Annotated in this window: 16 protein-coding genes; 10 read left to right on the forward strand and 6 right to left on the reverse strand. The window is 47.7% G+C overall.

The window, feature by feature from the left end; genetic code table 11:
• Window positions 1-122: 122 nt before the first annotated feature.
• The 8 genes from HZF10_RS10000 (at window position 123) to secDF (ending at window position 14,912) form a co-directional block, all read left to right on the forward strand.
• Window positions 123-3,134, forward strand: coding sequence for a tetratricopeptide repeat protein (locus HZF10_RS10000; RefSeq protein ID WP_176006049.1), 3,012 nt, complete (start codon window positions 123-125; stop codon window positions 3,132-3,134).
• Between the two features lie 25 nt (window positions 3,135-3,159).
• On the forward strand, window positions 3,160-4,911 hold the full coding sequence (locus tag HZF10_RS10005; RefSeq protein WP_176006050.1) for a TonB-dependent receptor: 1,752 nt from the start codon (window positions 3,160-3,162) through the stop codon (window positions 4,909-4,911).
• Between the two features lie 69 nt (window positions 4,912-4,980).
• On the forward strand, window positions 4,981-5,430 hold the full coding sequence (locus HZF10_RS10010) for a hypothetical protein (RefSeq protein WP_176006051.1): 450 nt from the start codon (window positions 4,981-4,983) through the stop codon (window positions 5,428-5,430).
• A 218-nt stretch (window positions 5,431-5,648) separates the two neighbouring features.
• Window positions 5,649-7,265, forward strand: a complete 1,617-nt coding sequence (gene asnB / locus HZF10_RS10015) for an asparagine synthase B (RefSeq protein ID WP_176006052.1) — start codon at window positions 5,649-5,651, stop codon at window positions 7,263-7,265.
• A gap of 209 nt (window positions 7,266-7,474) precedes the next feature.
• On the forward strand, window positions 7,475-8,542 hold the full coding sequence (locus HZF10_RS10020) for a dipeptide epimerase (RefSeq protein ID WP_176006053.1): 1,068 nt from the start codon (window positions 7,475-7,477) through the stop codon (window positions 8,540-8,542).
• A gap of 72 nt (window positions 8,543-8,614) precedes the next feature.
• The gene (gyrB, locus tag HZF10_RS10025) at window positions 8,615-10,552 is read left to right on the forward strand and encodes a DNA topoisomerase (ATP-hydrolyzing) subunit B (RefSeq protein ID WP_176006054.1); all 1,938 of its coding nucleotides are present in this window, start codon (window positions 8,615-8,617) and stop codon (window positions 10,550-10,552) included.
• Between the two features lie 70 nt (window positions 10,553-10,622).
• On the forward strand, window positions 10,623-11,558 hold the full coding sequence (mdh, locus tag HZF10_RS10030; RefSeq protein ID WP_176006055.1) for a malate dehydrogenase: 936 nt from the start codon (window positions 10,623-10,625) through the stop codon (window positions 11,556-11,558).
• A 375-nt stretch (window positions 11,559-11,933) separates the two neighbouring features.
• Window positions 11,934-14,912, forward strand: a complete 2,979-nt coding sequence (secDF, locus tag HZF10_RS10035) for a protein translocase subunit SecDF (RefSeq protein WP_176006056.1) — start codon at window positions 11,934-11,936, stop codon at window positions 14,910-14,912.
• Window positions 14,913-14,979: 67 nt separating this feature from the next.
• Here secDF and HZF10_RS10040 read toward each other — a convergent pair whose 3' ends face one another.
• From HZF10_RS10040 to folE, 6 genes are all read right to left on the reverse strand, one after another.
• On the reverse strand, window positions 14,980-15,594 hold the full coding sequence (locus tag HZF10_RS10040) for an FMN-binding negative transcriptional regulator (RefSeq protein WP_176006057.1): 615 nt from the start codon (window positions 15,592-15,594) through the stop codon (window positions 14,980-14,982).
• A gap of 11 nt (window positions 15,595-15,605) precedes the next feature.
• On the reverse strand, window positions 15,606-16,910 hold the full coding sequence (locus HZF10_RS10045) for a S41 family peptidase (protein WP_176006058.1): 1,305 nt from the start codon (window positions 16,908-16,910) through the stop codon (window positions 15,606-15,608).
• A gap of 168 nt (window positions 16,911-17,078) precedes the next feature.
• On the reverse strand, window positions 17,079-18,020 hold the full coding sequence (gene lgt, locus HZF10_RS10050) for a prolipoprotein diacylglyceryl transferase (protein WP_176006059.1): 942 nt from the start codon (window positions 18,018-18,020) through the stop codon (window positions 17,079-17,081).
• 59 nt (window positions 18,021-18,079) lie between these two features.
• On the reverse strand, window positions 18,080-18,331 hold the full coding sequence (gene yidD / locus HZF10_RS10055) for a membrane protein insertion efficiency factor YidD (protein WP_176006060.1): 252 nt from the start codon (window positions 18,329-18,331) through the stop codon (window positions 18,080-18,082).
• A complete protein-coding gene (cysS, locus tag HZF10_RS10060; RefSeq protein ID WP_176006061.1) occupies window positions 18,328-19,812 on the reverse strand; it encodes a cysteine--tRNA ligase in 1,485 nt (494 codons plus the stop codon). Before cysS ends, yidD begins: the two co-directional genes overlap by 4 nt.
• Window positions 19,813-20,010: 198 nt before the next feature.
• Window positions 20,011-20,682, reverse strand: a complete 672-nt coding sequence (gene folE / locus HZF10_RS10065; protein WP_176006062.1) for a GTP cyclohydrolase I FolE — start codon at window positions 20,680-20,682, stop codon at window positions 20,011-20,013.
• A 156-nt stretch (window positions 20,683-20,838) separates the two neighbouring features.
• Here folE and HZF10_RS10070 point away from each other — a divergent pair, with 156 nt between their 5' ends.
• Both HZF10_RS10070 and HZF10_RS10075 read left to right on the forward strand, forming a co-directional pair.
• Window positions 20,839-21,246 carry a hypothetical protein gene (locus tag HZF10_RS10070; RefSeq protein WP_176006063.1) on the forward strand — a complete coding sequence of 136 codons (408 nt, stop codon included), beginning with the start codon at window positions 20,839-20,841 and terminating at the stop codon, window positions 21,244-21,246.
• Between the two features lie 6 nt (window positions 21,247-21,252).
• A partial coding sequence (locus HZF10_RS10075) for an FIDD domain-containing protein (RefSeq protein WP_503328422.1) occupies window positions 21,253-23,246 on the forward strand: 1,994 nt, incomplete at its 3' end.

Genomic DNA, 23,246 nt, shown 5'->3' on the forward strand with positions numbered 1-23,246 from the left:
AAAATCGGTCGGAAACCCCTTAAAAATGCCGGTGTGTTAAAAAAAATGTTCATAATAAAACCCGAAAACAGCCCGTTATAACTTCATCAACGCGTTAAATTTGATATTTAAACCATACGGAAATGATTAAAAGAACCCGTCTCGCCGCCTTGCTTTTCTTTGGTGGATTCGCCGCCCTATCGGCCCAAACAACAGAGATTTACAGCCATCCGCTAAAGGAATTCGACCGGGCCGTAGAATTGTATAAGGACAATCAATACCAGTCGGCGCAGATCATTTTCGACAAGGTAAAGGACGAGACCACAAACGGCAACGTAAAAGCCGACTGTGCGTATTACAGCGCCAATTGCGCCATCCGCCTCGAACAACCGAATGCGGATGAAAAGATGGAAGCGTTCGTCGAAGACTATCCGACGAGCACCAAGCAAAATCAGGCGTATATAGAAGTGGCACACTATTACTTCGAGCAAGGTCGCTATCCGCAGGCGTTGCAATGGTTCGACAAAGTAGACGAAAACACGCTTTCTGCAGACGAGCGCGAAAAATTCATTTTCCAGAAAGGCTACGCGTTTTTCAGCGCGGGCAAAAAGAAAGAAGCTACAGATTACTTCAAACAAGTCCTCAATTCGAAAGAATACGGTTCTCAAGCCAAGTATTACATGGGCTTTTTGGCTTACGACGCCGACGATTACAAAGAAGCCAGCAAATATTTCGACGAGGTTTCGGGCGAAGAGAAATACAAAGAAAAACTGTCGTATTTCGAAGCCGACATGAACTTCAAGCTCGGCAAGTTCGATCAGGCGATCAAGTCGGGAGAGAAGGCTATGGCCAAGTCGAACGCCATGGAAAAATCGGAGCTCAACAAAATCATAGGTGAGAGTTATTTCAACCTCAAACAATACGACAAAGCCATTCCGTACCTCAAGGAATACCGCGGCAAGAAGGGCAAGTGGAACAACACCGATTACTACCAGCTCGGTTACGCGTATTACAAACAAGGCGATTACGAGAACGCGATCACGCAGTTCAACAAGATCATCGGCGGAAACGATTCGGTCGCCCAGAATGCCTATTACCATTTGGGTGAAAGTTATTTGAAAACCGATAAAAAGCAACAGGCGTTGAACGCTTTCAAGAACGCTTCCGAAATGGAATTCGACGCCAAAATAGCAGAAGACGCGGCGTTGAACTACGCCAAATTGAGTTACGACATCGGAAACTCGTATCAGCCCGTTCCCGACGTTTTGGCGAATTTCCTGCAAAAGTATCCGAACAATCCGGGCAAGGCCGAAGTGGAAGGTTTGCTGATCAATTCATACATCACGTCTAAAAACTACGAAGGCGCGCTCACGTTGCTCGAAAAGAACAAGACCGCGAACCGCGAAGCGTATCAAAAAGTGACGTTTTACCGTGGTTTGGAATTATATACGGACGGCAATTACCAACAAGCGCTTTCGATGTTCAACAAATCGATCGCAGAACCTCGCAATGCGCATTTCAAAGCACGCGCGACGTTCTGGAAAGCCGAAACCGAATACACGCTCGACAATTTTAACGACGCGCTCATCAGTTTCAAGCAGTTCGACCAATTTGCCGAAGCGAAGAACACGAACGAATACAAAAACTACAATTACAACCTCGCTTATGCGTATTTCAAACTCAAGGAATACGACAATGCAGGCGATAATTTCCAGAAATACATCGATGCGCACAAAGACGACAAAACCCGTCTCAACGATGCGTACCTGCGTTTGGGCGATTGCCGATTCGTGACCGCGAAATACTGGCCGGCCATGGATGCGTACAACAAAGCGATCGAGATGCGTGGCGTCGATGCCGATTACGCGGCGTTCCAAAAGGCGATTTCGTACGGATTCGTGCAGCGCAACGACAAGAAAATCGACGATTTGAACAAATTCATCGCGAATTTCCCGAAATCCCAATACCGTGACGATGCGATGTTCGAACTTGGGAATGTGTACGTGGTCGAAAAGAATACGAACATGGCAAACCAGACGTATGATAAACTTGTCGCCGAATACAAAAACAGTTCATATGCGCCTAAAGCGTTGCTGCGTCAAGGATTGAACTATTACAATGCCGAAAACGATACGCAGGCATTGGCCAAATTCAAAGCGATCGCGGCCCAATTCCCGAATACTCCCGAAGCTAAAGAAGCGGTCGCGACTGCTCGCATCATTTATGTCGATAACGGAAAGGTCGATGAATACGCGACTTGGGTGCGTACGCTCGATTTCGTAGAAGTTACCGATGCCGAACTCGAGAAAGACACTTACGAAGCGGCCGAAAAACAATACCAGCAAAACAATACGAAAGCGGCGATTTCGGGCTTTAGCGGTTATGTCGCCAAGTTCCCGAACGGTCCGAATTCGTTGAAAGCGAATTTCTATCTCGCGCAATTGTATTTCAAAGACGGGCTGACCGATAATGCGGCTACAGCTTACGAAGCGGTTGCGTCACGTCCTAGGAATGAATTCACCGAGCAATCGTTGGCTCGTCTGGCCGAAATCTACCTCAAGAAAAACGATCCGGCAAAAACGGTTGCCGTGTTGAAACGACTCGAGGTCGAAGCCGAATATCCGCAGAACGTCACGTTCTCGCAGGCCAACCTGATGAAGACGTATTACGAGCAGAAAGATTACCCGAACGCCGTAATTTATGCCGAGAAGGTTTTGGCGAATCCTAAAATGGACGACAAAGTTAAATCGGATGCGCAGATCATCGTGGCCCGTTCGGCTTGGAATTCGGGAGACGAAGCCAAAGCGCGTACGGCTTACGGCAAGTTGCTCTCGATCGCCAAAGGCGAATTGGCCGCCGAGGCCTTGTATTACGATGCATATTTCAAGAACAAGGACAGCAAATACGAAGCGTCGAACACTACGGTACAAAAACTCGCGAAGGACTATTCGGGTTATAAATATTTCGGTGCGAAAGGCCTGCTGATCATGGCCAAGAATTTCTACGGGCTCAAGGACAGTTTCCAGGCGACGTATATTTTGGAAAGTATCATCAAGAATTTCACCGCTTATCCAGACGTGGTCCAGGAAGCCCAGGCCGAACTCGCGAAAATCAAGTCGGCCGAAGCCCAGACCAATTCCTCAATCACCGAATAAACGCCCTAACCGTAAAACGAAACGCATGAAATCCAAAATCCAGAATATACTCATATTGCTTTGCGTCGGAACCGCTTCGGCCGTTTTCGGGCAAAAGAAGAACGAAGACATAGGAACCGAGGTCGTAAACGTGGTAAAACCGTACACGCCGACCATTTCGGACGCTTTCAAGGTCAAGGAAACCCCGACTTTGGAAGATTCCGTGACCACGAAAAAAGAAATCATCAAATACAATATTTTCTCGTTTCCGGTGGCATCTACGTTCACGCCTTCCAAAGGACGTGCGGCAGCCGTCGACAAAACGCCGAGACCGCGTCTGTTCAAGAACTACGCGACTTTGGGAATCGGGAATTACATGAACCTGATCGGTGAGTTGTTCGTGACCGAAGAAGTAGGCGACAATGGCTACGTGGGCGGTTCGTTCCGTCATTTTTCTTCGCGCGGCGGTATAAACGATGCCGTACTCGACGACAAATTCTCGAATACGGCCCTCGATTTGACCTATGGCAGTCGTCTGGACAATTTCTCGTTCAACATAGACGCCGGTTATCAGCACCAAATCTACAATTGGTACGGGATGTATGTAGACGAGCCGTTTTTCGATCCGGCCTTGTTCAACGATATCGATCCGCAGCAAACTTACCACAATGCCTATGTGGGCGGAAGGATAGAAGTAGGCGAAAGCTTTTTCAAGGAGGCGACGCTTAAATACAACCGTTTTTGGGATGCGTACGATTCGGCCGAAAACCGTTTCACTTTCAAACCTTCGTTCGAGTTTGAAGTATCCGAAACAGCCATCAAGACCGATTTGATCGTCGATTACGTAGGCGGCGAATTCGACCGTGCGTATTTCGGGAGTGGTTTGGATCCGGCCATGAAATACGGTTTTGCGAATTTCGGCATCCATCCGAGTTTCGTGGTCAACCGCGACGACTGGACGATCAACATCGGGGCGGCCGCGTTCTATAGCCTCGACACCGAATTCAGCGACAATAAATTTTACATTTATCCCGAAGCTACGGCAACATTCAAGATCGTTGGCGACCTGATGGTATTGTATATGGGTGCTGAAGGCGGTCTTGACCAGAATTCGTATCGCGATTTCACGAATCTCAATCCGTACGTTTCCCCGACTTTGCTGATAGCGCCTACAAACCGTCAATTCGACCTATATGGCGGACTTAAAGGAAAATTGGCCAACAGTGTGAGTTACAACGTTCGCGGATTCTTCAAAAGCGAAAAAGACAAGCCGTTGTTTTTGCTGAACCAATTTCCAGGTCCGGACGGCAATCCCGACTTAGGCGGATACGAATACGCTAATTCGTTCGGCGTGGTTTACGACAACGTCAAGACCTTTGGCGCTTACGGCGAAATCAATGCGGATTTCTCGAAAAGCGTATCGTTCGGCGTCAATGCGACTTTCAGTACTTACGATGTAGAATGGGCCGAAGAAGCCTGGAACCTGCCTCAATTTAAAGCGGGTGCGAATCTTGATGTCGACATCACCAAAAAATGGTATGCCGGAGCCGATGTGTTCTACGTTGGCGAAAGAAAAGACATGCTCGATTTTACCGACGTCGTAGGCGGCAATAACCAAATCGTGACGCTCAAAGGCTATTTCGATGCCAATGCGCACGTCGGATACCAGCACAACGAACGCCTAAGCGGTTTCCTCAAGTTCAACAACATCGCGAACCAGCAGTATGAGAAATGGCTCAATTATCCGGTTCAGGGATTCCAGGTCATGCTCGGCGCGAATTATAAATTCGATTTCTAACAGTTTCCAAATCCCGAATCGGGATGATATAAAATCCAAACCTGCGATTCGTCGTAGGTTTTTTTGATTATGACCCTAAAACAAAAAGTATACGCGCGTTACCAGCAATTGGTTTCAGACAAGATCGACGCTTTCCGCGACATGATTTCCGCTTTGAGCGAAGATGCGCAGAACGACGCCAAAAGTTCGGCGGGCGACAAACACGAAACGGCTTTGTCTATGATGCATCTGGAGCAGGAAAAACTCAACTTGAAACTTGCAGAATGCCTTGAGCAAAAAGCGATTCTCGACAAAATCGACCCCGAATCCACAAATGATAAAGTCGTTTTGGGAAGTTTGGTCGTCGCCAACGGCATCCATTTGTTCTTGAGCGCGGCACTTCCGAAAGTCGTCATCGACGGTGTCAGTATTTTGGCACTTTCTCCCCAATCGCCTTTGGGTAGCAAGCTTGTCGGTAAATCAATCGGCGGCGTCGCAGAGGTCAATACTTCGACCTACACGATCGAGCGGATATCGTAGCATCGAATTCCTAAAAACTTACAGATTTAAACCGGTCCCATCTTTTAAATTAGAGTTTGAAACCGCGGATGACAATTCTGTTTGGTGAAAATTACATTTTTGATGTAAATAAAGGTTCTAAGTTTTAGATTATAACCGAAAATGCGGTTCGGTTTTTCCAATTGTAATCACATCTGCATCTTTGCCTTATCAATAAAAACCGAGATAAGTCAAAGCGTATGTGCGGAATATTAGCCATCATTGGAAAAGGGAAAGACGAACAACTTGTAAAGCAATTGTCAAAAAGGATGTCGCACCGCGGTCCTGACGAAAGCGACATCCACGTTACCGAAAAAGGACACATTTTGAGCCATGAGCGCCTGTCCATAATCGACCTTCATTCAGGAAGACAGCCTATCCAGGGTTGTTCTACTGCCTGGATGGTCCACAATGGTGAAATTTACAATCATCAGCAACTGCGCGATACCATTTTGAAGCACCACACGTTCCGTTCCAAATCGGATTCGGAAGTGATTGTGCATCTTTATGAAGAATTCGGATATGACTTCCTGCGCCATCTCGACGGCGATTTCGCTTTCGTCGTCATTGACGGGGACGATTTTATCGCAGGCCGCGACCCGCTTGGTGTAAAGCCGCTTTATTACGGACTCGACGAAAGAGGGCGCGTGTATTTCGCTTCCGAAATGAAACCGATCGCCGACCAGTGCAAGACGTTTTCGACTTTTCCTCCGGGACATTATTATACGCCGAAAACAGGTTTCGTGAAATACTATCGTCCGGAGTACGAAGATCACAGAAAGGCCGACAAGCCACTCGATATGGAATTGCTTCGTGAATCCCTAACCGAAGCCGTCCGCAAAAGACTGATGAGCGACGTGCCGATCGGCGTGTTGCTTTCAGGCGGGCTCGATTCTTCGCTGACGTCGTCGATCGCGGCTCGTCTGTTGAAAGAAAAAGGGAAGGAGTTGCATTCGTTTTCGATCGGACTCGATCCGACAGCGCCCGATGCGGTTGCCGCGCGTAAAGTCGCCGATTTCCTTGGTACGAAACACCACGAGATCCACTTTACGATCGAGCAAGGCATCGAAATCCTTGACAAATTGATTTGGCATCTGGAAACTTACGATGTGACTTCGGTGAGAGCAAGCACGCCCATGTATTTCCTTTCGAAAGCGATTACCGGACAAGGCATCAAAGTGGTTTTGTCGGGTGAAGGTGCCGATGAGGTTTTTGGCGGATACCTGTATTTCAGGAACGCTCCATCGACCGAAGAATTCCAGAAAGAAACCATCGAGCGCGTACAAAAACTGTTCACTGCAGATTTGCTTCGCGCCGATAAATCGACAATGGCGCACGGACTCGAAGCCCGCGTCCCGTTCCTTGACAAAAAATTTCTCGACGTCGCCATGACGATTGAAGCTGAGCAGAAGCAGCCCAAAACCTATGACGGCGTTGAAAAGCATATCCTTCGAAAAGCGTTCGACACACCAGAGCAGCCGTATTTGCCGGCAGAAGTGTTGTGGCGCCAGAAGGAGCAATTTTCAGACGGAGTCGGTTACAACTGGATCGACACGTTGATCGAATACTGTTCGTCTCAAGTGACCGACGAGCAGATGGAAGCCGCAGAAAAGCGCTTCCCATACAATACGCCGACTTCGAAGGAAGCGTATTTCTATCGGGACATTTTCCATAAGCACTATCCACAATTGAGTGCGGCCCAGACCGTGCGCAAGTGGATCCCGAAATGGCAGGAAAACCAAGACCCGAGCGGTAGGGCGAACGCCGCCCACGTCAAAGCCGACGTGGACATCGCCAAACCGGGCATAGCCGTGTAGTTGTTTAGTTGGTTTGTTATATAGTTGTTTGTATTAAGCGTTAGGTAGTAGTTGGCCTGACGCTTATTTTTTTGTTTAATGTTTGGACGCTGTCGGATTGTTGGCGTTCGTTTTTGGAAACCTCAAAGGTTTTGAAAACCTTTGAGGTTTGTCCGTTCCAAACATGTTTTCATTTCAAGCAAAACCCTATATTCGTCGAAAATCCCAAAATGGCGCTTACGTTATCCTATCGCTTTTTCGACCTCCCGCTCAAGCATAAATTCGAGATTTCGCGCTATAGTGTGACCGTCCAAAAAACGGTTGTCGCGATCATTTCTGACGGAGAAATCTCAGGCTACGGCGAAGCAACCGCAAATCCATACTATCATTCTACGCAGGAAAAACTCGGCGAATCGATTTTAAAAGCAATTCCGGTTATCGCTTCCGCAGATGATATCCATCCCGAAGAGCTCTGGCCAAAACTTCACTCAGTGCTGTCAGACAATTACTTCGCGCTTTGTGCCGTCGATGTCGCTTATTGGGATTACTATTCGAGGAAGCACGGAAAAACGCTTCGCAGTTCTTGGTCAGATGATACTGAAAAGCTTCCGATGACTTCTTATACCATCGGAATCGCTTCGATCGACCAAATGAAGGCTAAAATCCTTGAATTCCCGTGGCCTCTCTACAAAATCAAGCTCGGCACCATAAACGACATAAAAATTGTCGAGGAGCTTCGAAAATGCACCGATTCGCTTTTTCGTGTCGATGCGAACGCCGCCTGGTCTGCCGATCAGGCCGTCGGATATTCCAAAATCCTCAAAGATTTCAATGTCGAATTCATCGAACAGCCTTTGGCAGCAAACGATGTGGAAGGGATGAAGCGCGTCAAATCCGAATCACATTTGCCTTGTCTTGCCGATGAAAGCTGCCAGCGTGAAGAAGATGTCTTGGTTTGCTCAGATCAATTCCACGGTATCAACATCAAACTCATGAAATGCGGCGGGATCACTCCGGCTTTGCGCATGATAAAACAAGCGCGCGAACTCGGATTGTCGGTTATGGCCGGTTGTATGACTGAATCGACTTTCGGTATTTCGGCACTTGTCCAACTCGCGCCTTTGCTCGACTTCATAGATGCCGACGGACCGCTTCTATTGGCATCTGACATCGCGTCCGGAGCGACTTTCAAAGAAGGGCGTGTTGTCTTTGGCGAAAACGTTGGAAGTGGGGCAAACCCTTACATTTTTAGTCAACAAAATGTTGATAACTTAACGTGTTGCAAACGGCTTGAATAGCCCAAAATCCTGCCTATTTGCTTATATTTGCGCGTATCTCAAAAAACACACTTTTACACGAGAATTTTATATATGAGCGAAGAAGTTAAGAAGGACTATTCAGCGGCCAGTATTCAGGCGTTAGAAGGAATGGAGCACGTAAGGATGCGCCCTTCCATGTACATAGGTGACGTGGGTGTCCGCGGGTTGCACCATTTGGTCTACGAAGTCGTGGATAACTCGATCGACGAGGCCATGGGCGGGCACTGCGACACCATTTCGGTCACTATCAACGAAGACGGATCGGTTACCGTAGAAGACAACGGACGCGGTATTCCGGTCGACATGCACCCGAAAGAAGGTGTTTCGGCCCTTGAGGTCGTCATGACGAAAATCGGAGCCGGAGGTAAGTTCGACAAAGATTCGTACAAGGTTTCCGGAGGTTTGCACGGTGTCGGTGTTTCGGTAGTGAACGCCTTGTCTGAGCACATGAAATCGGAAGTCTTCCGCGACGGAAAATCGTACGAGCAGGAATACGAAAGAGGAAAGTCGCTATATCCGGTAAAACAAACCGGTACTTCCGACAAAAGAGGAACGCGCCAGACCTTCTGGCCTGACCACCAGATCTTCCAGCAGACCACCGAGTTCTCCTACGACACGCTTGCGGCACGTATGCGCGAATTGGCGTATCTGAACAAAGGCGTCACGATCAATTTCACAGACAAGCGCGAAGTTGAGGAAAACGGTGCTTTCCGCTCGGAAACGTTCTTCTCTACGGAAGGTCTTAAAGAATATATCCGTTATCTCGACGGCAACCGCGAACCGATTATGGCCGGTGTCGTGAGCATGGAAAACGAAAAAGGCGAAGTTCCGGTGGAAGTGGCGCTTATCTATAACACAAGTTATTCCGAGAACATTTTCTCTTACGTCAACAACATCAACACGCACGAAGGAGGAACGCACTTGCAAGGTTTCCGTATGGGGTTGACGCGTACGCTTAAAAAGTACGCCGATGCTTCGGGATTGCTCGATAAATTGAAGTTCGAGATTACGGGTGACGACTTCCGCGAAGGTTTGACCGCGATCATTTCGGTGAAAGTGGCCGAACCTCAATTCGAAGGTCAGACGAAAACCAAACTCGGAAACAGGGAAGTGGTTTCGCCTGTAAGTCAGGCTGTGGCCGAAATGCTCGAAAACTATCTCGAGGAAAACCCGAACGACGCGAAAATCATCGTACAGAAAGTGATTTTGGCCGCACAAGCCCGTCACGCTGCGAAAAAAGCGCGTGAGATGGTACAACGTAAGTCGGTTATGGGTGGAGGCGGACTTCCGGGAAAACTATCCGACTGTTCGGAGCAAGATCCGGAAAAATGCGAAATCTTCTTCGTCGAGGGAGACTCGGCGGGTGGAACGGCCAAACAAGGCCGTGACCGTAATTTCCAGGCGATCATGCCACTTCGCGGTAAGATTTTGAACGTCGAGAAAGCCATGCACCACAAAGTTTTCGAAAACGAGGAAATCCGAAACATTTTTACCGCTTTGGGTGTCACCGTAGGGACGGCCGAAGACAGCAAGGCGTTGAACCTCGAGAAACTGCGTTACCACAAAGTGATCATCATGTGTGATGCCGACGTCGACGGTTCTCACATCGCTACTTTGATTTTGACGTTTTTCTTCCGATTCATGCGTGAATTGATCGAGGAAGGACACGTATATATCGCTGCACCACCGTTGTATTTGGTCAAAAAAGGCAACAAGAAAGAGTATGCCTGGAACGACGACCAACGCGATTTGGCCAACGAAAGAATGGGCGGCGGCGGAAACGTACAACGCTATAAAGGTCTTGGTGAGATGAACGCCGAGCAGTTGTGGGAGACGACCATGGATCCTGAAAACCGCACGTTGCGCCAGATTACGATCGACAGTTTGGCTGAAGCCGACAGGATTTTCTCTATGCTTATGGGAGACGAAGTTCCGCCTCGCCGTGAGTTCATCGAGAAAAATGCGGCTTACGCGAAGATTGATGCTTAAAGTTTGAAGTTGCTAATGATTCTAATTTCGAGTCATTGGCGGCTAACCAATAACAACCAATCCAAAAATTATGAAAGTTACCATTGTAGGCGCCGGAAACGTAGGCGCGACCTGTGCAGACGTCATTTCGTACAGGGGAATTGCAAGCGAGGTCGTATTGCTCGACATCCGTGAAGGTTTTGCAGAAGGCAAGGCTATGGATATCATGCAATGTGCCACGAATACTGGGTTTGATACCATGGTGAGCGGTGTGACCAACGATTATTCGAAAACGGCAAATTCAGATGTGGTCGTCATTACTTCGGGTATTCCAAGAAAACCCGGAATGACGCGCGAAGAACTCATCGGAATCAACGCCGGGATCGTGAAATCGGTCGCCGACAATGTACTCACACATTCACCGAACGCCATCATCGTAGTCGTTTCGAATCCTATGGATACGATGACCTATCTCACGTTGAAAGCGACCGGATTGCCTAAAAACCGAATCATCGGAATGGGTGGCGCGCTAGACAGTTCGCGTTTCAAATACTATTTGTCAAAGGCTTTGGATAAACCATCGAACGATATTTCGGGAATGGTGATCGGAGGCCATGGCGATACGACTATGATTCCGTTGACGCGTTTGGCGTCTTACAACGGGATTCCAGTTTCCCAATTCCTGTCTGAAGACAAATTGAAAGAAGTTTTCGAAGCGACCAAAGTAGGAGGAGCGACCCTTACCGGATTACTCGGAACTTCGGCTTGGTATGCGCCCGGCGCTTCTGTGGCTTACCTTGTCGATTCGATCTTGAACGACCAGAAAAAGATGATCGCTTGTTCGGTTTACCTTGAAGGCGAATACGGACAAAACGACATTTGTATGGGTGTTCCGTGTATCATCGGGAAAAACGGTCTTGAAGAAATCGTAGACATCAAATTGAACGATGCCGAGAAAGAGCTTTTCGCGAAAAGTGCGGATGCCGTTCGTGCGATGAACGGCGATTTGAAGTCGGTTTTGGCTTAAGGATATCTACCTTAATATAGTGACGCGTCAGGGAAGCCTGGCGCGTTTTTTTTAGGGTTTGATTTTGGAAGGGTGATGGATTTGCGCGTGGTTTGTCCACTGACGATTGGTATATGAAATCCTTCAAATCCGCCAATTCACGGCAAAATAAATGCAGTCGGCTGGACAAAGGACTTATCAACAATCGCGCGTTCAATTTTTTGACAGAATTCTCCAAATAAATTGGTTAATCTGACCAGTAATTATATATTTGCACGTTTTCAAAAAAACAGGGATTCGTGTGTCTTTTTGGTTTGTGCCTGAAAGACAGTAGTATTGCGGCTTCCGTTAACCAATCACAAACTAGCGATCAAGAGATCAATTAATTTTTAAGTAATGCAGAATAGAGGATTAGTCAAGTTTTTTGCAATTTTGTTTGCACTGGTATGTGTGTACCAGCTCATCTTCACGTTCGTTGCCGACAACGTGGAGAAAAAGGCCAAAGCTTTTGCGGCCGGGGATTCCGAAAAAGAAGTCAAATACCTTGATTCTATCGGGAAGACAGAGGTTTTGAATCTTGGATTCGCCCAATTTACCTACAACGAGGTAAAAGAGAAAAAAATCAACAAAGGACTAGACCTCGAAGGCGGTATCAACGTAATCCTCGAGATTTCGGTTAAAGACATCCTTAAAGGATTGGCCAACAACAGCACAAACGCTGTTTTCACCAAATCGCTCGATGACGCAACCAAAAACAAGCAAGGTAACCAGGATTACCTCGATGCGTTTTTCATCGCGTTCGAAGAGAATTCAAAAGGAAGCGTAAAACTTGCTTCTCCGGAAATATTCGCCAACAAGACTTTGGGCGAGTCGGTCAACTTCAGGATGAGCGACAACGACGTCAAGAAAGTCATCCGCGAAAAAGTAGCCGAATCGATCAAATCAGGATTCGAAGTATTGCGCAAGCGTATCGATAAATTCGGGGTTACGCAGCCGAACATCCAGCAGTTGGGGCAATCAGGGCGTATCCTTGTGGAACTTCCGGGTGCAAAAGACGTAGACCGTATCAAGAAACTTCTTTCGGGAACTGCTCAATTGGAGTTCTGGGAAACGTATAAAATTGACGAATTGGGTCAATTCCTCATGTCGGCTAACGAGGCTTTGAAGAAAACAGAAAAAGTGGCTGCGACTCCTGCTGCAGAAACTGCAAAAACCGGAATCGACACGCTTCTTACCAGTAAAGAAAAAGATACTACCGCAACTCCTGCAAAAGGAAATAACCCGATCGTCGATAAATTCGTGAGCCAAGGCGGCGGACCTATCCTTGCCGTTGTAGCTCCAAAAGACACGGCTGCGATGAACAGCTATTTCAAGAGAGCCGATATCCGCGCATTGTTGCCGGCAGACAAGCGTTTCGCCAAATTTGTTTGGGGAATCACAGAAGTCACTAAAGACGAAAAAGGAAAAGACGTAGAAACCGTTTCTCTTTACGCGTTGAAGCCGAAGAGCCGCAACATCGGTCCTGCTATGAGCGGAGGTGTTGTTACAGATGCTAAAGACACATTCGACGAACTAGGAAAACCGGCCGTTTCCATGCAAATGAACGGTGCAGGTGCACGTGATTGGGAAGAGCTTACAGGAAAAGCATTCAACGAGAAAAGTTATATAGCGATCGTCCTTGACGACATCGTATATTCGGCTCCTGGCGTAACATCAGGACCTATTGCCGGCGGACGTTCATCCATCTCAGGAAACTTTACCGTTGCCGAGACAAAAGATTTGGCTAACGTATTGCGCGCTGGTAAATTGCCCGCTAAAGCAGAAATCGTTCAGTCGGAAGTAGTCGGGCCATCATTGGGTCAGGAAGCGATCGACAACGGAACGAACTCGGCTATAGTAGGTTTGCTCATCGTATGTCTATGGATGGTCATTTACTACGGAAAAGCAGGTTGGTACGCCAACGCGGCGCTTGTAGTGAACTTGTTGTTCCTTTTCGGATTCCTTGCGAGCGTCGGTGCCGTATTGACACTTCCTGGTATCGCCGGTATCGTATTGACGATGGGTACTGCCGTGGATGCGAACATCATCATCTACGAACGTGCGAAAGAAGAATTGCGTCACGGGCTTTCATTGCCAGATGCCGTAAAAGCGTCATTCGGATGGAAAGGTGCGATGCGCTCGATCGTCGACGCGAACGTAACCCACGTTTTGACGGGAGCTATCCTCTTCATCTTCGGAACAGGACCTATCCAAGGTTTCGCGACTACGTTGTTGATCGGTATCGTAACGTCGTTGTTTACATCGATCTTCATCACGCGCATGCTTCTTGACTGGAGCGTGAACCGAGGCGATAAATTGGCGTTCAGCAACCCATGGTCTAAAAACTGGTTCACGAACTTCAACTTCGACTTCTTGCGTATCAAGAAATGGTCGTATGCCGTTTCGGGTATCGTGACTATCGTCAGTATCGTTTCGCTTTCGACTCACGGATTGAACCCAGGCGTAGACTTTGCCGGAGGACGTACATTCCAGGTGCGTTTCCCTGAAGCAGTCAACCCGGAGGCCATCCATGAAGAATTGGTTGGTGTGTTCGGAAGTGCCGAAGCCAAGAAATTCGGCGACGACAACCAAGTCAAGATCGTTACCAAATACGAAGTAGAGAAACACGGCATCGAAGTAGACGAGAAAGTCAACCACATGCTATTCGACGCGTTGAAGAAGCATTATGCTGCCGACATGACGTACGACAAGTTCATCAACATCTACGACGGTAAAAAAGAAGGTGTTCTAAATGCCTATAAAGTGACGCCGACCGTTGCCGACGACATCAAAACGAACTCGTATTGGGCGGTTCTCGGTGCAATGCTTGTGGTGGCACTTTACCTTGTGGTATCGTTCCGCAAGTGGCAATATTCACTTGGAGCTCTTGCCGCGGTAGCACACGACGTTATCTTCGTATTGGGAGCTTACTCGTTGCTTTGGAAATACATGCCGTTCGGTATGGAAATCGACCAGCACTTCATCGCGGCAATCCTTACCGTAATCGGTTACTCGATGAACGATACGGTAATCGTATTCGACCGTGTACGCGAGTACTTGGCAGGTAAGGAAAAAGGTACGTTCAACCAAATCGTGAACAAGTCGATCAACTCGACGATGTCGCGTACGTTGAATACTTCCCTTACGATGATCTTGGTATTGGCGATCATGTTCGTATTCGGTGGCGAAAGCATCCGCGGATTCATCTTCGCGATGTTGATCGGTATCGTCGTAGGAACGTACTCGTCGCTCTTCATCGCGACTCCGGTATTGTGCGACACGATTCCAGATTCAGAGCACAAGCGCATCGAGGAAGAGCACAACAAAGAAGCATAATCCTCTTAGATTATAAATAAAAAAGGCTGTTTTATCGACAGCCTTTTTTTATTGGATAAAATTGGGTTTATTGATTTTGGTCGCGTTTCATGTAGTCGGCGATCATGCGCTCGTTCGCATCGTTACTTTGTGAAAGAGAATCGATAATTTTGGTGCGTTCGTTTTCGGTCTTGTTCTGGCTTAGTTTCTTTTTGGCCTGAAGATCGGTGACGTGAATTTGGAATGCGACGATTCCTGTGGCCATGTCGTGTTTGAAATCATCCGGGAAGTTGTCCCATTGCGCGCGATACGACAGCTCGAAATTATCGATCGTGTTTTCCAGCAACCGAATGACGCTTTGTGGATCTTCGATGATTTTGCCGCGTCCGTAAGCATGGACCGAAATGTAATTCCATGTCGGGACTTCGCGTTGCCGATCGTAATTCGAAGGCGAGATATACGCGTGCGGTTCGGTGAAAATCACGAGTACATTGTCGTTTTCAACCTCTTTCCATTGGTCGTTGGCCTTTGCGAAATGCGAAACCAACACGATGTCTTCGTTTCTTGATTCAATTATGAACGGTAGGTGAGTCGCCAAAGGCACTTGGTCGCGTACCGTTACGATGGTCGCAAAACCGAACCTTTTCATAAAAGCCACGATCTCGTCTTTATCCTCAAATCGATTGTGTTTCGGAATGTACATATTGTGATGTGTTAATTCACTTCGATCACCGAATCGGTATTGCCTTGTATGTTTACCGTATCGGGATTATCGGGGTCGACGATCCATTTGCCGTCCACGATGAACTTATAGCGCTGTTTTCCGGTTTCGCTTTCCACGGTGGCCGACCAGCCTTTTTTGAGTTTTTGCATGCCGGTTTGCGTCCAGTCGTTGAACGTTCCGGCGAGTTTTACCTCTTTTGCCTGATTGAAGCCTTTAAGCTCGAAGGTAACGGTTTTGAGCACAGGTTTTTCGTCCTCGACTTCTTTTATCCATTGTTGCAGCGCGTTTCTCCAAACGTCTTCATCGGTTGTCGCGATACTGTTTTTCATCGCGAGTTGTTGGGCGAGGTTGAGCGCCAATTTCGTATTGACGACGACATCTGGGGTTATGCCTTGCGATTCCCAATCGGATAAGTCGTGTTCGTTGTTCGCGATGATTTTTCCGACCGAAATATACGCCTGGAAATGATCGGACAACCGCACGATTCCGCCCGCATGCGAACCGCCACCCGTAGGCTGGCCGATTATCGTCGCGCGTTTGTATTTCTTCATGCCGTTCACAAACGCTTCGGCTCCCGAAAAAGTGGCGTGACTTGTGAGTACATAAATAGGTTTGTTCAGGTATTTTTGACCCGGAACTACCGCGGCCGTCCAGGCTTGGGTCGTGCTGTTCGTTTTGCGCCAATACGTTTCCTCGAGCTTTACCGGATCGTTGAAAAAATAACTCATCAGGAAAGGTACGGCTTTGGGCGAATAACTGCCTCCACATTGGCGTAAATCGATGATCAGCGCTTCGGTATGCGATAAGTAGGCCATCATGCCCACATAGGTTTCCGAGGCGAATTCCGGATCCACAAAACTCTCAAAATCGATATAGCCGATATTGCCGCGCAGCACTTCGACTTTTCGGATGCCGTAATTGATATGTCGCAACATATTGCCGTATCCGACTTTTTCCGATTCGGGAATGCTCATGATTTCGGCACGATCGTCGGGCGGAAGCGTTTCCGGATGATATTCGACGCGAATGTGCTTGTCGTTGACCTGTTGTTGCAGCTCCGAAGTGAGTTGGGATGCGAAATGTTCTCCCGATAAGATGTGGTCGTAAGCGCCAGATTTCGTGCGCTTGTCTAAATAAGTATTCAGTTGTTTCCCAAGCTCGGCCGAGTAATACTTTTCGTTAAGCGTCCTTCCCAGTTTGGCGAGCGTTTCTTTTTTGTCGGATTCCGTAATCGGGGTTTGGGCGGTAACACCAAGACATAGCATGGCGATGCCTGTGAGAATGATTCGTTTCATGATGATTGATTTGAATGATGATGCCCGTAAGACGAAGCGCATCCCCGAATGTTTCATCCAGACAAAAAAACCGCCCCAAACGGAACGGTTTATAATATGAAAAGCCACGAATGGCACGAATGAGCGCAAATAATTAATGTAATTCGCGCCATTCGTGGCTTGCTAAAATCATTCTTTCTCAACGCCTTTCACGGGTTTTTCCGCGAAGAAGATAAAGTACAGACCGGCAAGGATAAACGGTATGCTCAGCCATTGTCCGGTCGAGAACATGCCCAAAGCCGACTCGAATCCGCCCTGGCTTTCCTTGACGTATTCCACAACGAAACGCACCGTCCAAAGCAACACGAGGAATACCCCGAAAATGAGGCCTTTTCGTTGGCGTGCATCGGTTTTCCAATACATATACATCAAAATCGCGAATACGAAAACATAACCGATGGCTTCGTAAAGCTGCGCCGGATGACGCGTCGGCACTTGTTCCAAAAGCGTGGAGAATTTCGGGTCGGTCGCGATCGCGTTGTAGGCATCGTTCGGCGTCTTGGTTTGCGTCATCGCCATGGCCTCGTTCGATTTGAACTGGTCGCGGATGAATTTGAACCCAAAAGCCGAATTCGTCTCGTTTCCTATGATTTCCGAATTGAAAAAGTTACCGATACGAACGAAAATCCCGCCCGACGTTACCGGAATAACGACGCGGTCCAAAATCCACAAAATAGGCTTCTGGATCACGTTTTTGGCGTAGAAATACATCGTAATGATGATCGCGATCGCAGCACCGTGGCTTGCCAGCCCTTGAAACCCGGTGAATTGGAATTCGGGTTCGAACTTGAACGGCAACAATATCTCGGACGGATGCTGGCTGAAATAATCCCAGTCGTAAAAGAAAACGTGGCCCAAACGCGCGCCTAGCAAAGTCGCGAGCACCGTCCAGATGAACAACGTGTCGAGTTTCTCGATCGGAATCTGTTCGCGGTCGTAAATCTTCTTCATGATGAACCAGCCAAGCCCAAAAGCGACTACGAACATCAAGCTATAATATCGGATTACAAAAAAGCCAAGATCGATGCCTTCGGAAGGATTCCACACAGCGGCGGCCAAAACGTTTGTCATGTTAGGTTATTTGTCGTAAAAATAAGGAAATTCCGATTAAGGATTATGTTTAAGGAATCCTAATGTTTGTGCGCGCAACGACGTTCGGGAACCGGATCGTATCCGCTTCGTCCCCACGGATGGCAGCTCAAAATCCGCCTGATGCCCAAATAGCTTCCGTAAAACAAACCATGAACCTGCAAAGCCTCGAGAAAATAGGCAGAACAAGTAGGAGTGAAGCGGCATACCGATGGCGTGAACGGCGTGATAAACGTCCGATAGAACCGAATCAGCAACACCAATGGCAATATGAGGATTTTCTTGAGCGTCAAGGAACCAAAGTGAACGTCGTGCCTTCTTTGTTGTCCTTGAGTTGGATGCCAAGTGCGATCAACTGGTCGCGAATCTGGTCACTCATTGCGAAATCCTTGTTGGCACGGGCCGTATTGCGCATTTCGATAAGCAGGTTCACGACGTTTTCGAGTTTTTCAAGATGGGTGTCGGCTCCTTTTTCATCGGTCAATCCCAAAACGTCGAATACGAAAGCATGCATGGTCTTTTGGAAATCGACCAAATCCACCTGCGTAAGCGATTCTTTTCCGTCTTTCAGAAGGTTGACGAATTTCACGCCTTCGAACAAATACGAAATCAGGATCGGGCTGTTGAAATCGTCGCTCATGGCGTCGTAGCACTGTTTTTTCCAAGCCGCAATGTCCAAAGTAGAGGTGGCCGAAGACGAAAGCGTAGGGATGGTTTCCATAGCTTCCATCAAACGCGCGTATCCTTTTTCGGCGGCTGTGATCGCATCGTCCGAAAAGTCGAGAATACTGCGGTAATGCGCCTGCATCATAAAGAAGCGCGTCACAGAGGCCGAAAACGGTTTGCTCAGGAAAGGGTTGTCGCCCGAAAGGATTTCGCCCGGCAAAATATTATTCCCCGTAGATTTCGACATTTTCTTGCCGTTGAGCGTGAGCATGTTCGCGTGCATCCAGTAATTCACCGGAGAATTTCCGCAAGCCGCCTCGCTTTGGGCGATTTCGCATTCATGGTGCGGGAATTTCAAATCCATTCCGCCGCCGTGTATGTCGAAGTGCTCGCCCAGATATTTCGTGCTCATGGCCGTACATTCCAAATGCCAGCCCGGGAAGCCGTCGCTCCAAGGTGAAGGCCAGCGCATGATGTGTTCGGGTTCCGCTTTCTTCCAAAGTGCGAAATCCTGAGGGCTTTTCTTGTCCGATTGCCCGTCTGTGTCGCGGGTGTTGGCCAACATGTCTTCGACGTTTCGTCCCGACAAAATCCCGTATTGGTATTTTTCGTTGAATTTGGCGATGTCGAAATACACCGAACCGTTAGAAACATAAGCGTAACCTTGATCGATGATTTTCTGCACGATCCCGATCTGCTCGATGATGTGTCCCGTCGCGGTCGGCTCTATGCTTGGCGGCAAAAAGTTGAACGCGGCCAAAATATGGTGAAAATCTACGGTGTAGCGCTGCACGATTTCCATCGGCTCGACCTGTTCGACCTTGGCCTTTTTGGCGATTTTGTCTTCGCCGTCGTCCACGTCGTCCACGATATGCCCGACATCGGTAATATTCCTTACATAACGGACTTTATACCCCAAATGCAACAGGTAGCGGAAAATCACGTCGAACGACATGAACGTACGCACGTTGCCCAAATGCACATTGCTGTAAACCGTCGGTCCACACACGTACATGCCTACATTTCCCTCATGGATTGGCGTAAAAACTTCTTTCTCGCCGCTAAGCGAGTTGTAAATCTTGAGTTCGTGGTCTTTGTACAAAGGCATGTGATGTGTTTTTAGGAGCTTGTTCCGGCTGTCCGCTACTAGCTTTCTTGAAAAAATCTGGTTTTATACCGTATGCGAAGAGCTTCCGTCGGTCGCTTCCGCATCCAGATAAAACGAAGACTTTTTCTGCAAAAGGCTAGCCGCGTCCATCCGGGCTAAGTTGCGGTAAATATCGGAAATCCGTTTCTAAAAAAGGAATTAAAACTTCGTGTCGAGCTGAATGTAATTCAGGAATTCGCGTCTGGTTTGCTCTTCCTTGAATTTTCCTCCGAATTCCGAAGTCACGGTGCTGCTCTCGATGTCCTTGATCCCGCGCGAATTCACGCAAAGGTGTTTGGCGTCGATCACACAGGCCACATCTTCCGTACCGAGCGCGCGCTGCAATTCCTGTACGATTTGCATCGTAAGGCGTTCCTGCACTTGCGGACGCTTGGCGTAGTGGTCTACGATGCGGTTCATCTTCGAAAGCCCGATCACGCGACCGTTTGAAATGTAAGCCACATGGGCGCGTCCTATAATAGGCAGCAAATGGTGTTCGCAGGTAGAGTAGAGGGTGATGTTCTTTTCCACTAACATCTCACCATATTTATAATGGTTGTCGAAAGTCGAAGGATTGGGTTTCTTGTTCGGGTTCAAACCTCCGAAAAGTTCCTTTACGAACATCTTGGCCACGCGGTTCGGCGTGCCTTTTAGGCTGTCGTCGGTAAGATCCATCCCCAATGTTAAGAGAATGTTTTCGACGTCTTTTTTGATAAGTTCGATCTTTTTGTCGTCAGGTATATCGAATGCGTCTGGTCTGATGGGATTTTGGGCACTTGTAGCGATATGGTCGTTACCGATTTCGTCCTGAAAATCGTCGCTTGAAATCATAAATGTCTGATTTACTGTAAATGAAAAATACGGCTGCAAAGATAAAAATTCTCAACCAAAACACCCGTTTCATAATTGATATTTCACCAATCAAAAATTAACACTAATCTTTTGCTAAATTTATGTAAATTTCGCCCTTTCAAAAAATGCCACTCTATGAAAAGTTTTTACCTACTTGGCCTAATTCTTTGTTTTTCTTCAGGGTTGATGGCCCAAAACACAGAAAACCCTTGCCAAATTGCGTATTCTGTTGAAGTCGTGAAGAAAGAAGCGACTACGCAAAAAGATCAGTATTCCGCCAATCTGAACTGGGATTTTTCCGCTTATCCGGCCGAATCCGACATTAAGTTCGAAATCGTGCCCATACGCGATTGCTGGAGGGAAGTCGAAGGCAAGCAATTCGGTACCGCCGAAGTGTTCAAAGCGCAGGCCGATAAAGGTTCGCGCGAATTCACTTTGCTCGGTATGAAAGCCAAATGCTTTAAATGGAGGGCTATAATTACCACGGCCGATTGCAACCAAACTACCGACTGGAAATACTATTCATTCCTACCAAAGAACTAAATCGCTATGAAAAAACTTTTGCTCTTTCTGGCTTTGTTGGCCTCAGTTACAGCTTTCTCTCAAGGAGGCACCTGTCCAACGGCTACGCCCTTCTGTGCCGGGGCTGGAAACTTTATTTTCCAGAACTCCACTACAGATCCGAACGGATTAGGTCAGGTAGGATGTAATTTCTCGACCCCGAACGCCGCCTGGTTTTATCTTCAAATCGATGAAGGTGGGGAATTGGTGTTCAACATCCAACAAGGTGAACAGTTCGACGCCAACGGAAATGTTGTGCCGGGAACAGAACTCGACGTTGACTTTATAGCGTGGGGGCCGTATACGAGTCCGGCCCAGATGTGTTCGCTCATCGACCTTGACGAATGCGACGGATGTCCGAACAACACGTCTGATCCTAACTTTTACCCGTCCGGAAACGTAATCGACTGTAGTTATTCAGGTTCTTATAATGAGACCTTGACGATTCACAATGCGCAGCCTGGACAGATCTACGCCGTATTGCTTACGAACTTTTCTCAACAACCGGGTTATATCAACCTAAACCAGACAAACGAGAACAACGCAAATGCAGGAAGCACAGATTGTAGTATCGTGTGTCCGCTTACGGTAAGTACACCTGGAATCCTTTGTGACAGTAACCCTACTACTACGGTTACCGCAACTTCAGGAGCTTCCAATCCTCAATATACTTGGTACGACACTAATGGAGTCCTTATTCCTGGAGCTACCGGTAATACCTTTACCGTTTCGGTTCCGGGAACTTATTCTGTTCACGCAATCGGTCAAATTGCTTCGGGCCAAACGTGTGAGGAGCAAATTGCAGAATTTACGGTGACTTCTTATTCGCCTCCGGGATACACGCCTCCAACTGGTTTGACGGCATGTAATACTCCTGGACCTGCACTTTTCAACCTCAATGCGGCAATTGCGCAAATGGGTATAAACGCTGCAGATTACGACATATTCTTTTACACTAACCAGCAGGATGCACTCGATGTTGCTCCTAACTCACTTAATCCGATCAATTATCCGGGTCAGAACGGGGAGGTTATCTGGATTTCGCTTGCTAACGTGAACATTGATTGTATTTTTGCGGCAAGTGTTACGTTGAGTTACGATTGCCAAAACGATTTGTACCTATGTGATGTTGGGAATAACGGAGTTGAAAATTTCGATTTGTCGCAACAAACCGCTACTATTTTAGGTAGTCTTAACCCAGCCGATTATACCGTAACATATCACGATAACCAATCGGACGCAATTTCGGGAGCCAATCCGATCACTCCGGATACGGCTTATCCTGGGAATGAAGGCGATGTGATTTACGGTCATATAGAGGAGAATGCAAATCCGGCCAATGTGAGTACGACATCTTTCGTATTGCATTTGTATCCGACTCCGGATGCTGTACTTGCCGCTTCCGCTACATCGGTATGCGTTGGCGGAACAGCGCCGGTAATTACATTTACAGGACAAAGCGGAACAGCACCTTATACCTTTACTTATACGATTAATGGAGGAACCCCACAAACGATTTCTTCTACTGTAGGTAATGATAGCGTCACTATCACTATCCCGACTACCGTTGCCGGAACATTCGATATCGATTTGACGAATGTTTCCGACGCACACTGTAGCACACCTCAAACAGAATCTATAACGGTTACTGTAAATCCGGTACCGGACGCCATTATACAAGCCCCTATTATCACGGCTTGTCTTAACGGCACATCACCTACGGTCACAATAATTGGTTCTGGAGGTACTGCACCTTATACATTTACTTACACATTAGGTTCGGGTGGTCCGGTTCAGATAACAAGCAACGCGGCCGGTCAGGCCACAGTATCGATTCCAACGACTACAGCGGGCACATTCCCTTTCAACCTTCTAGACGTAGCCGATGCGAACTGCACGAGCGTGCAGGACGATTCGGTCACCTTCACGATCAAGCCATTGCCTGACGCTACGGCGGCGGCCTCGGCCACTTCGGTGTGCCA

Origin of the sequence: Flavobacterium agri (genome assembly GCF_013401995.1) — a bacterium.
GTDB lineage: Bacteria > Bacteroidota > Bacteroidia > Flavobacteriales > Flavobacteriaceae > Flavobacterium > Flavobacterium agri.